Raw genomic sequence first — 16,998 nt, 5'->3', positions numbered from 1 at the left:
ATTACTTCCCCCTGTATCTTTGCACTCGTGCCTAACGTCGGGAACGTCTGCGGAGTCGATCAATCATGACTGCGGCAATAATTACTAGTCCTTTCACGACTAGTTGCCAGAAGTAAGACATATTTAATAGGGTTAAACCGTTATTGAGAACGGCAATGATTAATGCGCCTAATAGTGTGCCGCCAATGGTGCCGATACCGCCTGTGAAGCTGGTTCCACCGAGAATTACAGCGGCGATCGCATCTAATTCATAACCTTGTCCTAATATCCCTGTGGCACTATACAGCCGACTCGCACTCATAATTCCGGCTAAACCTGCCAGCAATCCACTCACGCCATAGACAAATAGCAATACGCGATTGACTTTGATACCTGTTAATCTGGCGGCTCGTTCGTTACCACCTACTGCATATATCTGCACACCCAAAACTGTTTGGCGCAGCACAAACCAACTCATAACTACGGTTAATAGGGCAATAATTACTAACCAAGGCAGGGGGCCGACGTAGCTGTTACCTATCCAAGCAAAGTTGATGTTACGGTTAATGACTGTTGTACCGTTGGCAACTAAAAAGGCCGCCCCCCTTAAGGCGGTTAATGAACCCAAGGTAACAATAAACGGCGGTACATCCAAAAAGGTGATTAACGCACCGTTGAGTAAACCTAAAAGTAATCCTGTCAGTAAAGCAGCGGGAACAGCCAACCAACCTAAAGCCGGTAATAGAGAGACTAACACTGCAACGACCGCAGACACAGCCAAAATTGAACCTACGGAAAGGTCAATCCCACCAGTGAGAATGACAAAGGTCATCCCGGTTGCCAGGACAATATTAATTGATGCTTGACGTAAGATGTTGACGGCGTTACCTGCTGTGAAAAAGTTGGGCCTTAGCAGGGAAAATAAGATGCAGATAATTACGAGAATTGGCAAAATACCGGCAACTTGCAAGAAATTATTGATAGATTTACGCCGACTGGCTGCGGAATTTTGGCTAGGTCTATTGTTGACAGGTCTTAAGGTTTGACTCATGATGCTACCTCCGATGCTCCAGTTGCATAGTGCATAATGTTTTCTTGGGTGATTTCTCTGTCTGGGCTGTCGTCGAGTTCGCCGACTAACTGTCCTTCGCGCATGACTAAAACGCGATCGCTCATGCCAACAATTTCTGGCAGTTCGCTGGAAACCATGAGAATTGCGACTCCTTGGGCGGCTAAGTCGCTGATAATCCGGTAAATTTCGCTTTTCGCCCCGATATCTACGCCGCGTGTTGGTTCATCTAGCATCAATACTCTGGGGTTAATGGCTAACCACCGCGCCAGTAGGAGTTTTTGCTGATTACCACCGGAAAGATCCACGGCGCGAATTTCTAAGTTAGCTAGTCGGATATGGAAGTTTTCGACGGCTTCTGTGGCAATTTTATTGACTGAAACCCAGTTAACAATGCCACCTTTGGCATCTTGTTTGAGTCGATTCAGTCCAATATTCTTGCGGGAACTCATTTCTAGAAATAAACCTTGGTCTTTGCGGTCTTCGGGGACGTAGCCAATACCCGCCGCGATCGCATCACTGGGCGAATGAATCTCTAGTTTTTTGCCATTTAGGAAGACTTCACCGCTAACTTTGCGATCGGCACCAAAAATCAGCCGCGATACTTCTGTCCTTCCTGCACCCACTAACCCAGCTAGTCCCAGAATTTCTCCTGCACGCAGTTGAAAACTAGTCGGCTGAATTTTGCGCCCATCACTAATGTTTCTAACTTCCAACACCACTGCACCAGGATTCTTTTGTCGTTGATGTTCATAGAAGTCCTGCATAGAGCGACCAACCATCATCTGTACCAATCGTTGGGGCGAAATTGCCTCACGAGTTAGACTGCCAATATATTGACCATCACGTAATACACTAATTCGGTCAGCCAAGGCATAGATTTCTTCCATCCGGTGACTGATATAAATAATCGCAATGCCATTGTTGCGGAGTTTGCGAATCACTTCAAATAAGCGCTCAGTCTCGCGGTCAGATAAGGCGGCTGTTGGTTCATCCATAACCAAAATCCGGCTTTTGTCTTTCAGCGCTCTGGCAATTTCGACTTGCTGTTGTTCCGCGATCGCCAATATACCTACTATTGTTTGTGGTGTAAAAGTCGCCCCCAAACTGTCTAGCACCTGCTGGGCTTCGAGTTCCATTGTTTTGCGGTCTAAAAACTGACCACGCTGCAACTCACTCCCCATAAACATATTTTCGGTAACGGTTAAGTTGGGTGCAACGTTCAGTTCTTGATAAATCAGATTAATCCCCGCTTGTCTGGCTGTACCAGGATCGGTAATTTTTACTGTTTGACCATTAATGCGAATCTCCCCTTCATCAGCAATGTAAGCACCCGCGAGAATTTTCATTAATGTGCTTTTACCTGCGCCATTTTCACCCATAAGGGCGTGAACTTCTCCGGGATAAATGGTGAGATTCACACCTTGCAACGCTGAGACACCATGAAATCGTTTAGCAATTCCCTGCATTTCTAATACAGGAGTGGTAGTTGCCGGTGGAGAAAAATCTGTTTGAATATTTGTTGTCATAAATTTCAGTGCTAAGTGTTGAGTGTTGTACACTGAGCGTTCGCGCAGCGTCTCCGATGGGAGAAATCGAAGTGTGAGTGCTGAGTTAAAGATTCTACTTTCCCCCTGCTCCCCTGCTCCCTGCCCCCCTTGCCTTCTGCCTTCTGCCCCCTGCCTCTTCTACCAACCAGTTGATGTACTGACGTTCTCTTTTGTAATCAACTTGGCGGGAATCAAAATGTCGGGTGATTTCGGTTTTTTGCCGTTTAAAATATCGTTCCCTACCCGAACTGCTGTTTGCGTCATACCGCTGGGATTTTGAGTAGCAGTTGCCGCATATAAGCTATCGTTAGAGGCGATCGCTTCAATTGCTTCTGGCGCACCGTCAACTCCCACAATGAAAAATTCGGTGCGTTTGGCTTGGTTGGCGGCTAAATCAACTCCCACGCCGCTAGGATCGTTGATGGCAAAAACAGCATCTATTTTGGGAAAAGTTACTAGGATATCGCTCATCACTCTTAGTCCACCATCCCGGCTACCTTCGGCGTTCTGGTCTTTAGACAGGATTTTGATATTGGGATATTTAGCTAACACTTTCAAGCAGCCATCGACTCGCTGAATTACGGAAGTTACTGGCGGCCCGTTGACTATAACTACATTGCCTTTACCTTTGAGGCGATCGGCAATATATTGACAACTAATTTCTCCTGCTTGCAAGTTATTGGTGGTAACGGTAGCATCTACCTCTGCGTCTACGCCTGTGTCTACCGCAATTACAATCTTGCCTACTTTTCTGGCTTGCTCAACTGCTGGTCTGATACCTTTACTGTCAGCCGCATTCAAAATAATAATGTCAGTATTCGCCGCTACGAAGTTTTCAATTTGATTAAATTGTTGGTTTAGGTCATATCCGCTAGAAACAACGGTGACTCTGACATCATTACCACCAATTTTTTTCGCTTCTTTCTCCGCGCCTTTGGCCATGACAACAAAGAAAGGATTACTTAAATCGCCCAGTGTCACACCAACAGATCGTAATTTAGTATTGCGATCGCCTCCGGTGGTTTGAGTATTTATATCAGTAACATTCTTGGACTCAGTGTCAATGGCTGTGTTGCCATTGGGAGAAATATTACTACAGCTGACCAAAGTACCACTGACAATACTTAATAAGGTCGCTGCCATCGCCTGTTTTTTCACATTCATCCACATCCTCTTAAAAAAGCTGGTAAAACCCGAAATATGTGTAGAAATATTAACTAAGCTAAAATCATCTTTTAATTTTGCCTTCTGCCTTTTGTTTTCTGCTTTCTCCTAACGATAGATATTTACTTTGACTTAACTTGAAAAAGTTGTCATTGTTTTCGATTTTGCTAAAAGTTGAGTCTGTGTGTGAAAAAAGTTTACTCAAGTCGGTAAACATTTTTAGATGAATTTTAGATTGATCCCTCATATTGTTCTGAAGGCTTTCAGCATTAAGTAACTATTGGTGAAAATCCTGTAATCTCAAGACTTCAACCATTTCTTCAAATTTCAGCAACAGGTTATTTTCTGAGAAAATGTTGTTAAATCTGATTTTCTTAATGTTTAAACTGATGTTATGCACAGGTGTGCATTTCTGATGTCTTTTATTCTTGCACACCTGTGCATAAAATTTGTGTTAATTTTATTTAAGTTGCTTAGGGTAGTGCTGAACATGAGTAAACGAAAGATTTCTATTGAAGATATTGCTCGCAAAGCAGGTGTTTCCCATTCCACGGTTTCACGCGCTTTACGAGACAGTCCGTTGATTAGTTCTAAGGTGCGGGAGGAAATCAAAAGACTGGCGCAGGAAATGAACTATGTACCAAATGCGATCGCTCAAAGTTTACAAAATCAGCGAACTTATACCGTTGGGGTAATTGTCACATCCATAGCTGATCCCTTTTTTGGCGAACTAGTAGAGGGAATTGAACAAGTTGCGAGACTTGCTGGCTTAAATGTGTTGTTAAATGCTTCACATGGAGATTTTGAGCAGGAAATAGCCGCTATTGAGAATTTTCATTACCGCCGAGTAGACGGAATTTTAGTCGCTGACTCACGCATAGGTAAACACTACACTCAGCAGTTAACCCAATTTACTGTGCCAACAGTTCTCATTAATATCGATACAGAAGATCAAAGCAAAACATTTCACTCAGTCGCCATAGATGACCGCTTAGGTGGCTGTTTAGCTGTAGAACATCTCCTAGATTTAGGACATATTCGTATCGGTTATTTAGGTGTAGGTGATGGTAGCAAAGCAGATCAACAGCGCCTAGAAGGATATCGAATGGCTTTGAATCAAGCAGGTCTACCACAAAATACTAACTGGGTAGCAATTCCCCAGCGGGATGAGCAAGCAATCAGCGATATTGATATCGGTAAAGAAATGCTACCGCAATTAGTAGCCACTGGAATAACTGGCATATTTTGCTACAACGATATGGTAGCAGTTGGCGCTCTCTTAGCCTGTAAAGAACTGGGTATTTCAGTCCCAGAAAATTTGAGCCTGGTGGGATTTGATAATATTGCTCTGGCTAGTTACATTACCCCACCACTCACAACAGTTAGTCAACGTATGGTAGAAATGGGCGAGTCGGCTATGACTATGCTGCTGGAGTTATTTGAAGGGAAAGCTGTAGACAATATTCTTCTCTCTCCGTTTTTAGTTAAAAGGGAGAGTACAGCAACAGTTAGTAGAGCAAAAAATTCAGTGATTACATTGAGGTAAAAACTTAAATTGCTGGTAAAGTTTATAAATATGTAACAAATAATTAAGCAAAAAAATTACGTATCTACAAAAAAATCACCGGAGCAGTTAGAGATAAAACACCGCCCCGGTTAAATAATATAGATAAAATACTCAAAGTTATGAAAGTAGATTTACGCAACAACCTTTCTCGATAAACTTACGGTAGGCTATGATTTCGTCAATGCTGCTAAGAAAAGTTGTTTAACTCAAACTTTAGTAATTCTGCAATGCTTATGGTCAAGAAAAATAATAGAAGACTCTGGATCAGGGAATATTTGTAAAAAACTAGAGACTTTACCTTCAGAAGGTTGGGCGGTAGATTGTTCTTTGTCAAAGTTAAACATCCAAAAAATATCCTCCCAATCCAAAATCTGAAATCCTAAACTAATTAGTCATTGTCCCATTGTTCACGACCAATCAGGTCGCCAATGCGATCGCGCAGTAGAAAATCGCATTTTTCCAACTCACATTCAACGCATACCCACTCTCTTGCTGGGATGTATTGGCAGAGTGTATATATTGGCTGTTGTCGGCTAACCATCCCCTTCTGCACCAGTCGGCGTGCTTCGTCTTGGATTACATCTAGAGAGTAGTAATTGATAGAAGGCACCGTATTCACACTCATGATTTTTACTCACACATTTATACGTACATAGTATTCCCACTTATGATGGGAAACAAACATGACAGAGATTAGACTTGCAACTAGGGTTTTGTATTTTGCTATACGGAACTAATTCCATTTTGACGCTACACACCCTCAAATTATCTAAAGAAATGTTGAGAAAGTCAACATTTTCTGACATTAGCTTGAGAGAATGTCAATACAAAGATCCTATAGTAGTAGAATTTACTCCTTAATGAAGGTTGTGTTATCTACCTTAAAGAAGTTCTCAACCTTTACAGGAACTGCCTTCAAGCATAATTGGGCAGACAATCATAGTTCATACTGTAAATTTAGTTATGTACTAAATAGTGTGTCAGCCATGTTTAAAGCTGCTGAAATACGTCCATAACTAAACACGCGAAAGGTTTTTCGGGAAGAATAGAAGTATAAACTATTGCAAAATATAAGCGCTAAAGTACACCACAAAAACTTGCACAGCAGCAGATATTAATCATTTCTTAAAAAATAACCGAAGTTCTGCTGGTTATTTGCGGCACCGCGGGTACTTGCATTGGGATTTTGGATTTGAGATTAACTTCACAGATAAATCTCAAGGCTTGTACCCTTTGAGAACTATTAGTTATAACCTATTGAGATTTGTAACAAATTCACAATTCACTCAGTTAGTTAGCCTGTGTTGAACTTGAAGATGTGTATTTACCTCCGTTAACCTTTAGTTATATTCAAACAGACCCACTCTTATCACGTCTGTAAACTTCTTGGCGAATATCCAGAGATCAATTGTTCTAAAGTTACTTTTAAATCAGCTTGATTAAGGCATAAATCGATCTAAAGCCGCCTTTAATTGTTCAATTTCCACATCTATATTGCCTTCCTTGGCGGCTCTGGCAATACACTCAGTCAAATGTTCATCTAGCACGATTCTGGCAACTCGGTCTAATGCGCCCCGGACTGCGGCAATCTGCAATAATACATCAGGGCAGGGCGTACCTTGCTGCACCATTGTTTTAATACCGCGAACATGACCTTCTATCCGTGACAGCCGATTCACAATTTTGCGTAAAGACTCTTCACTATGGACATGAGTATGACCAGATTTTCCATGACCATGAATATGATCTGCATCGTGGGTGTGGAAGTTTTCGGTTGACGGGGAGATAGGCAAGGACTCTGGTGTTAATTGGTTTGATCCATTCATGGTATTAAAACACTGGTAGTACTAAGATCCTAGCCCAGAATAAACGCATCTAAATTTTGATCAAATATGAGCCGCACTGAAATTCTCAGTCATCTAAGGAGGTTCTTATATATTTTTCCGTCCTTCATAATCACGATGAAGTTCTTGCCTGGATACTCAATCAGCTTGATGTTTTTGAGAGGATTACCATCCACCAATAGCAGGTCAGCCAGTGCGCCTTCTTCGACTACGCCCAGTTTACCTGGGTAGGGATTGCGTGGGCCGGACAGTGCAAGCAGTTCGGCATTTGTGCTTGTTGCCATCTTTAAAACTTCAGATGGTGTGTACCAGCGAACCATTTTCGTAAGTTGCGTCCCTTGCCGGGTAGCTAGTTTAGCATCGAATAATAAATCAGTACCCCAAGCTGTTTTGAGGTTGTATTTCTTCGCCAAGGTGTATGCAGTATCTGTCCCTCTGACCACTTCTAGTTGTTTGGCATAGTTAGCCGACTCTTGTGGAAACGGAATTGCATCTTCGTCATTGAGGAATGGCTGTATACTCAGCCAGATGCCTTTTTCAGCCATGAGTTTCGCCGTCCCCTCATCCATCAACTGTCCGTGTTCAATGCACTTGACACCAGCCCGAATCGCCTTTTGAATTGCGCGAGGTGTATAGGCATGGACTGTTACATAAGTGTTCCAGTCTTCAGCAGCCTCGACTGCGGCACGTAACTCAGCTTCCGTGTACTGGCTGACATCCAGCGGGTCGTGATTTGAGATGATACCGCCACCAGCCGCCAGCTTAATCTGGGTAGCACCTTGCATAAGTTGTTCACGAGTTCTGCGGAGTACGTCATCCACACCATCTGCGATCGCACTCACACTGCTACCTAGAACTTCTGGGCGGTTGAGGTTTGTATAAGGTTCCCAAATAAGATCTTTTGGTGTGCGGTAATCACCATGTCCGCCAGTCTGCGAGATCATCGCGCCACTAGGATAAATGCGCGGCCCCACCACATCACCTGTATCAATTGCCTGCTTGAGGTCGAACACTGACCCTGCCAAATCACGAACGCTGGTGAATCCGCTTAACAGCATTTGTTCCGCTGCGGTTTGCGCTTTCTGATTCAAGACTTCAGGACTCACGTCTGGCGAGAGTAACTCGTCGAGTGTGCTAGTAATGATCAACAGATGGACATGGTTATCAATCAGTCCCGGCATCAGTGTGCGATTATTTCCATCTATTCTGGTCAACTTTATGCCCGATGCTGTGGCAATTGGAGTTTGAGAAATGGTTTTAATTTTATTACCAACGACTAAAACATTCGATGGCTCAGAAAGCTGATCAGAAGTACCATTGAAAATACGAACGTTCTCGAACAGGATGCTGTTGGGTTCCTGAGTGCGAACACCAGAGGATGACTGAATTTGAGCATAGCCTGTTTGTGTAATAAATCCGAGCAGTGCAAGTATCAAAGCCCCTAATGCAATTTGGTAGCGAAATTGCATATGCTATCTCCTCATTGGCAATTCTAAATGTGAAAAATTAAAAACGACTTCCGGGGCTTTGCAATACTCACAACAATGGTTTGCTGATTGTGCGATTAGTTATAGTAGGGATTCATGAATTCCCTTGCTGTATCAAGGCTGAAGTTCAGGCTGTTGCTGCCTTCAATTCTGCTTCAACCAACCTATCTAATTCTGCTTGTTGTTCTGGCGGGAGTTGCTGCTGTTGATCTCGTGCTAACCGCCATAGATTCATTAACTCTGATAGGCGTTCTTGTTGCTCGGCACTGAAAAACGAGTCAGAACGAAAGCTTTGAATAATCAGTAGTGCGCTAAATTCAATTTCATCTAACTGGGCAGTTAAGGCATCAAGAGCTTGTCCCGCAGTTTTGCCAACAGAATGTTTATCTCCAGCGATCGCACGATAGGATTTCTCACCCTTAGCATCAGAAATTGGCAAAATTGCTATTGTCTTCATGCTTCTGGCTAAAAATCACCTGCATTAAATTATAGCTCTATTCACTCAAGGTCAGGTTGCAGAACAGTTACCCTAGAAGAATTTCGTAAAATATTGAGCGATCACAGCAATGCCTATTTGTAAGCAGCAAGGTGTACTTATTAAAAACCCTTACACCTCCACACCCAGTCTCCACAGACAATCTTTGTGCGTAAGTCTTGGTAATACCCGAACCTGATCAGGGTAAATGTCCGTAATAGCTATCAGGGGAAATTTTCAATTAATTTAAATTATAGGTATTACACACCATGCTTTAGTTCCAGTATTGAGTATCTAAAGCAGTAGACAAAAGTTAGTAGGCAGGAATTTTATCCTACCTGTAAAAATAACGTGAGATAGATTTGTCACGACTAAGCAAAAATTCGGCTTCTAAAATTTAGGTTGTGATTATGCGATTGTCCAAAATAACCCATTCTCTACGTAGACTTAGTACCCATATTTTCGCCATATTTTTGGGAGTCTTGCTCACGGTTAGCACTCTGCGGGTGTTACCTTCCCAAGCGGAACCTGCACCCAGTTCAGCAAAAGTTGGTGATGCACCAGAATTAATTGCCCAACGCCAATCACCAGCTACGGCTGCTATTGGTAATAGTAGTTTTGTCACAGCAGCAGTGAATCGTGTTGGGACAGCTGTAGTGAGAATTGACACAGAACGCACAATTACTCGCCGTCGGGTTGACCCTTTTATGGAAGACCCATTTTTCCGGCAGTTTTTTGGTGATGGTTATTCTCAACAATTACCGCCAGAACAGTTGCGCGGTCTTGGTTCTGGGTTCATTATTGATAAAAGTGGTTTGGTTTTAACTAATGCCCACGTTGTTGATAAAGCAGATAAAGTGACAGTTCGTCTCAAGGATGGTCGTACTTTTGAAGGCAAAGTTCAAGGTATTGACGAAGTGACAGATTTAGCGGTGGTGAAAATTAACGCTGGGAAAGATTTGCCCGTTGCACCATTGGGTTCTTCTAATGCTGTACAAGTAGGAGATTGGGCGATCGCAGTTGGTAATCCTTTAGGCTTTGATAATACAGTTACTTTAGGTATTGTCAGCACCCTCAAGCGTTCTAGCGCCCAAGTGGGAATTTCTGACAAACGCTTAGACTTTATTCAAACCGACGCAGCAATTAACCCCGGTAACTCTGGCGGGCCATTGTTGAATGACCGTGGTGAAGTAATTGGCATTAACACCGCAATTCGGGCTGATGCGATGGGTATTGGCTTTGCTATTCCCATTGATAAAGCTAAAGCGATCGCCACACAACTGGAACGGGATGGTAAAGTTGCTCACCCCTATTTAGGTGTGCAGATGGTTACATTAACACCCGAATTAGCTAAACAAAATAACAGCGACCCCAACTCTACATTTGAAATCCCAGAAGTGAACGGGGTTTTAGTGATGCGAGTTATTCAAAATTCCCCAGCTGCTAAAGCAGGTATTCGCCGTGGTGATGTCATCCTGCAAATAGATGGACAAGCCATTACTAATGCAGAACAGTTACAGAACTTTGTGGAAAACACCAATCTTGGTCAATCCTTACAGCTAAAAGTTCAACGAGGTACTCAGATACAACAGCTATCAGTCCGCACTGCTGAGTTGCAAAACGCTAGTTCGTAAGTGCTAATTTCTGATGCTTGAAAATGGGGGTAAGCCTGAGCATATCCCCATATTTTTTTGAGTTTTATCCCACAATGCTGATTAGCAACATCGTAATTTCAAAATAGTTTATGACTTTAGTCATCTCATAATCAATACTTTCTTCACGTCCTTATTTCTGCGGAGTTTTCTAAACTGAAAATGAAAGTTAACCAGCAATCTTATTGAGAATTTAAAAATAATATATACCTGATTTACTAGCGTAAATACTTGTCTTACTAGTGAAATTCCGTAAAAGGAAACGCTGTTGCTAAAAGTATTTTCTCTGGTTAGCTAACGGGTGTAATTGACGAATTCTTGAGGGAGGCTGTAGCTAACTTAGCAATAAGAAACTCCAGGAGATTTGAATATGATGAAACGCATCCTTGCTGGAACCTTACTAGCTCTACCACTTTCAATATTTGCTGTGCAAACTCAAGCATCAGCCGCACAGGTTATTATCAAACGTGATAACCATCGACCTGTGGTTGTACGTAAAGTTGTGCGCCAGAGATGGGTTCCCGCGCACTGGGAAAGAACACCGCGCGGTCGGCGTTGGGTTGCTGGTCGCTATGTCAGGTATTAATTGATGTGCTTGCTACTGTATTAAACTAAAACACGTCTAAATCACAGAATCGTAAAGGTTGTCATTAGTCATTTGTATTGACCAGGGACAAATGACTAATGACCGAATTTTAGATTTTAAATTTTGGATTTTGGATTGAAGATTCAAAATCCAAAATTTAAAAAGGTCTCAAGAGTTTTTATCCTTTAATGGGTACGTTGGGGGGACACCAAAACAGGTTTTTGCTGGAAATACCCAAAGATTCTAGAATTCCGCGCATAATCTCTGTGCAGTACATCCAGTGTTCTAAGTCATCATACATACGATCAGGATTAAACTCGACATTGTAATGCAGCACATTTGGGATGTCTAAAAATTCGTCAGAGTTTTGGGGGGAAAGCAGCAAAAGTTGAAATGGTTTACCTTGGCATTGTTTTTCTAGTTTATTCAGCAAATCTATCACGCCACCGCGATCGCCTATCCCAGTCCGAACGAAAAGCACCTCATCGCAATTTTCAATTGTGTACCAAAATCTTTGGGAACGTGCTGTATAGCGCACTCGCATCCGTTCATGTACAGGAGACATATCGTTTACAGGGTCGTCTGTTTCTTCAACTTCATGGGCAAAGGATAAACCAGACCATTTGCTGTGGTAAATTCTCCCTGCTTCTGGATTGTAATGCAGGAAGTTGGAGTTCCACATATCATCAAAACGATTTTCGATGATATCTGCGATGTCTGCAATCTTGGTAGTGCGGGTAAGGTCAAAGGGAAAAGCCGGGCCGTCATATTCCATTTTATACAGCATCATTCGCACAGCACAGCGATCGCCTAATGGGACAATTGCTACTCGACTAATGTCTGATAATTTACATTGATATTGAAATAACACCGCAGATTGTGGTGGGAGTTTCACCCGACTTTCTAGTCCCTGATTGCCAATCATCATTGTACGGAAAGGAATTTCAGGATGCAGTGGGTCTTCATAAACACCCGCTGGCATTGCTTTGAGGGCGTTTCGCACCTCTTTCCACATGGGATGGATATTGTATTCGTGGTCTGATTCGTTGATTACCCAGACGTGGTGTTCATCTTTTTGCAAAATTCCTAAATGTCCATCATAGAACAAAACTTGGGAGTTGTTCGGCGCAAAGAGATTGAATGATGCAGTATATTCGACATCAGCACCAGGGAGTATTTCTACGGCTGTGGCGATCGCGCCATCTTCCTGTACTGCAAAGAAGGGGAGTGTTCCTATCTGGGGATTTTTAGCAATGTAAATACCTGGGAGCAATCCGGCTTTATTTTGCAATACAGTTTGGATTTCTTGCCAATAAGGTGCAATGGTGTAACTGTATTTTGATGGATTGCTGATTCGTAAACCCTTCTCTGCAATACAAGCACAAACATAAAAGCCTGCATTATCAAGATAAATGGGGATTTCGTTCGGTTGCCAAAAATGTTGGTTTTCTGTGGCTAATTCGGCTTTGTCGATATCAAATAATTGCAGGTTAATCGCCTCATACATCAAGTGATGACCAATGGTGTTGGGATGCGCCGGATCGAAAGATATACCATCACGCCAGCCTCCCTGACCATTATCTAACACTGCCAACCAATCCAAAATCGGCACACCCCAATTTAACATCCGATTGTGTGTTTCTTTTAATAGCCAGTAATGCTCAGGAGAATAATCACCATTGGGATAGACACTTCCCAAAATCGGCCGCGCTCCTAGTTGACGCGTCATTTTGACCAACTGCTGCAACCCGCTTTCAAACCGCCTTTGGATTGCTCGCCGTTCGTGAGGAGAACAATAAGCTAATCCTTCGTTACCGAGCGACAGGGCAATAATGACAACATCTGGTTGTTCTGGTGTCACTACTGAGCCAAAGCGGGCGATAGTTCTGCTTACATTGGCTCCCACCTCGGAAACATTGACTACTCTGTGGTCATATTTTTGCTGTAAAGCTTGCTCTAGTTGTCCAACCCAACCGTCTAACAGCCAGGCTTTATGACCCAAGGCGACAGAACTACCAATGACGACGATCTTTAAATTGTCTTCTCCCAAACTTTGTTTAACCGGAGTTGGCTGCTCAGTATAGCCAAAGGGATAAGGCTGCAAATAACCGAACGCCCCATCATCCACAACAATAGTACCTGAATGCTGATGATTAATCGGCAACCAACGATTGAACCCAAAACCTTCCCATTCACCCCAACTTTTGGCATCAAAACGGACATATTTATATTCCACTCTCTGTCCATCGCCTGATTCTTTAGATGGCTGAATATCAATTTCGTCTGTCCACCATAAAGGATAGCGATCGGCACTGGTGTGGAGGTGAATACATCTAGTAATATCCCACAATCCCAACTCGGAAGTAGAACCAACCAGAGCAATGGATTCACCAGTTTGTGTATATGCACTAACCTGGAATCGATACATAGATTTTTTATTGATTTAAGAATAAAATGCTACAGAGTAAGCTAAATTCTGAGATGTTTTGACAGTATCACATACTACATTTAAAGTTTGTATTCCCAAAATTAGGGGCGAATAGGCGGAGCCTACGCCCTTGCATCATTTTTGGAGATGTTTATTAGCCTTGTATTGGTTCCTGAAATTCAAAATTTTACGTTAGAAATAATCCTATTTTGGCTGCATAAATTATTGATATGGACTGCCTTATTTTATCCTAGATAAATTTAAAAGCAGTTTAAATTGTATTTTTAAAATTTTCTTAATAATGATTACCAAAGCTTAAATTTTAGTTAATCAATTAATAATTATCTCCTTTGCACCAACATGAAATTAGCCCTGAATTTTTTAGCTCACTTTTGGGAATTCTAAAATTAGGCAATTTATTTAGAGAATAAAGGTGATTTTATGGCTAGGTGGAAGATACGTGGCTTGATAAAATGGCAATTTCTTCCATTTATAGCGGGTTGGACAATCATTATTTTGACTAATGTTTTGTGGCTTTCAGCAGCAAGTTCTACAACTGCGGTACAGTATCCGGTAAATATTGCCCAAACAAATGTGCCGAATGTGACTCGTGCTAATGCTCAACAAGTATATGGGCAAGGAAAAGAATTATATCAGCGCGGAAATCAGGAAGGCAGATCAGAATATTTACTACAGGCGATCGCTAAATTTGAACAAGCATTGGTATTATATCGTCAAGCAGGCGATCGCGCTTCAGAAGCCGTTACTCTCGCTTACATTGGCAAAGTTCACTCCAATTTCGGAGACAAATACAAAGCACTAGAATATTACCAGCAATCTCTAGGCATAGAGCAAAATATCGGCAACAAAGCTGGGGAAGCCACACTCCTCAATAACATTGGCAAAATTTATTCAGAATTAGGGGAAAAGCAAAAAGCGCTGGATTATTACAACCAATCTCTACCCCTGAGACAATTGGTAAAAGATAAAGCAGGTCAAGCCATAACTTTAGGTAATATCGGTACTGTTTACAGTTTTTTAGGTGAACAGCAAAAAGCATTAGATTATTACAACCAATCTTTGATTCTCAAACAACAAGTAGGAAATAAAGCTGCGATCGCCAGTACCCTAAATAGTATTGGCAAAACCTACTCTGACTTAGGAGAAAAGCAAAAAGCGCTTGATTACTTGAACCAATCTCTACCACTATTTCAACAAGGGGGAGACAAAGCCGATAACGCCATTGCTATCAGTAATATCGGCAAAATCTACTCTGAGTTAGGCGAACAACAAACAGCGCTCAATTATTACAATCAATCTCTGCCCATATTTCAACAAGTGGGGTATAAATTAGGACAAGCAATTACTCTAAATAACATTGGTGAAGTTTATTTCCAGTTAGGAGAACAGCAAAAGGCGCTGGATTATTACAACCAATCTCTCCCTATCTATCAACAATTACGGGACAAATCTAGAGAAGCTCATACTATCTATAACGTCGCCACTGTTAAATATGACCAAGGAGAATTGAATACAGCCCTGACGGAGATAGAGAAAGTGATCAAAATTGTTGAAGACCTTCGCAGCAAAATTGACTCTCAAGAACTCCGCACCTCATATTTTGCCACAGTACAAAATTATTATCAGTTCTACATTGATGTGTTGATGCAATTGCACAAACAGCACCCAGAACAAGGATATGCGGCTTTAGCACTAGAAACCAGCGAACGTTCCCGCGCCCGTAGTCTTTTGGAACTGCTGAGTGAAGCCAACACTGATATTCGTCAAGGTGTAGAGCCAAAATTACTTGTTCAAGAACGCAAGTTGCAGCAACAACTTGATGCTTTAGAAAAACGCCGCATCCAACTGTTACAAGGTAATTACATTGAAGAACAGGTACAAGCTTTAGATCAAGAAAATGAAGCACTTTTAGAAGCATATCAACAAATCCAGGCACAAATTCGGGCTACCAGTCCCCGTTATGCTGCACTAACTCAACCCCAACCTCTCGCACTCGCGCAAATTCAACAGCAAGTCCTGGACGATAACACCTTGCTTTTAGAATATTCTCTGGGGAAAAAGCGCAGTTACTTGTGGTTAGTTACCAATAAAAGTATTAGCAGTTACGAATTACCCAAGCGAGCAGATATTGAAACGATTGTGCAGAAATTCCGTCAAGAAATCACTATGCCTTATTTAAAGCATAGTCAATCTATAGATGCTCTATCTAAAATCATACTTGCACCAGTCGCCCAAAAATTGCAAAAACAACGTTTAGCGATCGTCAGCGATGGCGCTTTGCAATATGTACCATTTGCTTCTCTCACAACGGGTAATAGTAATAAATATGAACCATTACTCCTCAACCATGAAATTATTACTCTTCCATCAGCATCAACATTAGCTATCCTCAGAAGTGAACACAAAGAACGCAAATCTCCACCTAAAACATTAGTTGTGTTGGCAGATCCTATTTTTAATCGGAATGATGAGCGTTTGCAAAATAAAGCACAAGTATCGCACTCACCTGTGCTAGAAAGCAATTTAGACAGCTTGGCTTTAAGCAAATCAGCCGCAGACTCAGATATTAACTTTGAGCGTCTACGCTTTACACGCCAAGAAGCCGAGCAAATTCTGGCTCTTGTACCTGTTAATCAACGCAAGGAAGCTGTGGATTTTCACGCTAGTCGAACAACAGCAAGCAGCGAAAATTTGAGTCAATATCGGATAATCCATTTTGCTACTCATGGCATTCTCAATAGCAAACATCCAGAATTATCAGGAGTAGTATTATCGCTATTTGATCCTCAGGGAATGCCACAGAATGGCTTTTTACGCTTGCGCGATGTCTTCAACCTCAACCTCAAAGCAGAATTAGTAGTTCTCAGCGCCTGTCAAACCGGACTAGGAGAAGAAGTAAAAGGTGAAGGTTTAGTCGGGTTAACCAGAGGGTTTATGTATGCAGGTAGCCCACGAGTGGTGGTAAGTATGTGGAGTGTTGATGATCAAGCAACATCAGAATTGATGAAGGCTTTTTACAAGAATATGCTAAAAACTGGATTAACACCTGCGGCAGCTTTAAGGAAAGCACAACTAGAAATTTGGCGCACTCAAAAATATGTTGCACCTTATTACTGGGCAGCTTTCACTTTACAAGGTGAATGGATGTAAAAAGAAATAGAACTTCTTACCCTCTG

Annotated in this window: 12 protein-coding genes; 4 read left to right on the top strand and 8 right to left on the bottom strand. The window is 42.0% G+C overall.

The window, feature by feature from the left end; all coding sequences use genetic code 11:
• Window positions 1–31: 31 nt before the first annotated feature.
• The 3 genes from AC504W_RS20580 to AC504W_RS20570 all read right to left on the bottom strand — a co-directional run bounded on the left by AC504W_RS20580 (window position 32) and on the right by AC504W_RS20570 (window position 3,762).
• Entirely contained in the window at window positions 32–1,030 is a 999-nt protein-coding gene (locus tag AC504W_RS20580) for an ABC transporter permease subunit (protein ID WP_494874083.1), read from the bottom strand.
• The gene (locus AC504W_RS20575) at window positions 1,027–2,577 is read right to left on the bottom strand and encodes a sugar ABC transporter ATP-binding protein (RefSeq protein WP_494874082.1); all 1,551 of its coding nucleotides are present in this window, start codon (window positions 2,575–2,577) and stop codon (window positions 1,027–1,029) included. Before AC504W_RS20575 ends, AC504W_RS20580 begins: the two co-directional genes overlap by 4 nt.
• A gap of 159 nt (window positions 2,578–2,736) precedes the next feature.
• Window positions 2,737–3,762 (bottom strand): ABC transporter substrate-binding protein, encoded by a 1,026-nt coding sequence (locus AC504W_RS20570; protein ID WP_494874081.1) that lies wholly within the window; start codon window positions 3,760–3,762, stop codon window positions 2,737–2,739.
• Between the two features lie 490 nt (window positions 3,763–4,252).
• Between AC504W_RS20570 and AC504W_RS20565 the strand changes: the two genes are divergently transcribed.
• Window positions 4,253–5,308 (top strand): LacI family DNA-binding transcriptional regulator, encoded by a 1,056-nt coding sequence (locus tag AC504W_RS20565; protein WP_494874080.1) that lies wholly within the window; start codon window positions 4,253–4,255, stop codon window positions 5,306–5,308.
• A 409-nt stretch (window positions 5,309–5,717) separates the two neighbouring features.
• Here AC504W_RS20565 and AC504W_RS20560 read toward each other — a convergent pair whose 3' ends face one another.
• The 4 genes from AC504W_RS20560 to AC504W_RS20545 all read right to left on the bottom strand — a co-directional run bounded on the left by AC504W_RS20560 (window position 5,718) and on the right by AC504W_RS20545 (window position 9,117).
• Complete coding sequence (locus AC504W_RS20560) at window positions 5,718–5,954, bottom strand: DUF4327 family protein (RefSeq protein WP_062297131.1); 237 nt, start codon at window positions 5,952–5,954, stop codon at window positions 5,718–5,720.
• An 814-nt stretch (window positions 5,955–6,768) separates the two neighbouring features.
• Window positions 6,769–7,155, bottom strand: coding sequence for a metal-sensing transcriptional repressor (locus AC504W_RS20555; protein ID WP_096579422.1), 387 nt, complete (start codon window positions 7,153–7,155; stop codon window positions 6,769–6,771).
• Between the two features lie 89 nt (window positions 7,156–7,244).
• Window positions 7,245–8,642: a metal-dependent hydrolase family protein gene (locus AC504W_RS20550; RefSeq protein ID WP_494874079.1), complete on the bottom strand. Its 1,398-nt coding sequence runs from the start codon at window positions 8,640–8,642 to the stop codon at window positions 7,245–7,247.
• Window positions 8,643–8,787: 145 nt separating this feature from the next.
• Entirely contained in the window at window positions 8,788–9,117 is a 330-nt protein-coding gene (locus AC504W_RS20545) for a hypothetical protein (RefSeq protein ID WP_494874078.1), read from the bottom strand.
• A 428-nt stretch (window positions 9,118–9,545) separates the two neighbouring features.
• Between AC504W_RS20545 and AC504W_RS20540 the strand changes: the two genes are divergently transcribed.
• Both AC504W_RS20540 and AC504W_RS20535 read left to right on the top strand, forming a co-directional pair.
• Window positions 9,546–10,769 carry an HhoA/HhoB/HtrA family serine endopeptidase gene (locus tag AC504W_RS20540; protein ID WP_494874076.1) on the top strand — a complete coding sequence of 408 codons (1,224 nt, stop codon included), beginning with the start codon at window positions 9,546–9,548 and terminating at the stop codon, window positions 10,767–10,769.
• 388 nt (window positions 10,770–11,157) lie between these two features.
• Window positions 11,158–11,373 (top strand): hypothetical protein, encoded by a 216-nt coding sequence (locus tag AC504W_RS20535; RefSeq protein WP_494874075.1) that lies wholly within the window; start codon window positions 11,158–11,160, stop codon window positions 11,371–11,373.
• Between the two features lie 178 nt (window positions 11,374–11,551).
• Here AC504W_RS20535 and AC504W_RS20530 read toward each other — a convergent pair whose 3' ends face one another.
• Window positions 11,552–13,801, bottom strand: a complete 2,250-nt coding sequence (locus AC504W_RS20530) for a DUF1796 family putative cysteine peptidase (protein ID WP_494874074.1) — start codon at window positions 13,799–13,801, stop codon at window positions 11,552–11,554.
• Window positions 13,802–14,242: 441 nt separating this feature from the next.
• Here AC504W_RS20530 and AC504W_RS20525 point away from each other — a divergent pair, with 441 nt between their 5' ends.
• Entirely contained in the window at window positions 14,243–16,972 is a 2,730-nt protein-coding gene (locus tag AC504W_RS20525; protein ID WP_494874073.1) for a CHAT domain-containing protein, read from the top strand.
• The last annotated feature ends 26 nt before the right edge of the window (window positions 16,973–16,998 follow it).

The sequence above is a fragment of the Nostoc sp. C96 genome (assembly GCF_059384975.1).
Note: the sequence above shows the minus strand (reverse complement) of the source record. Positions and strands in the feature narration are given on the sequence as shown.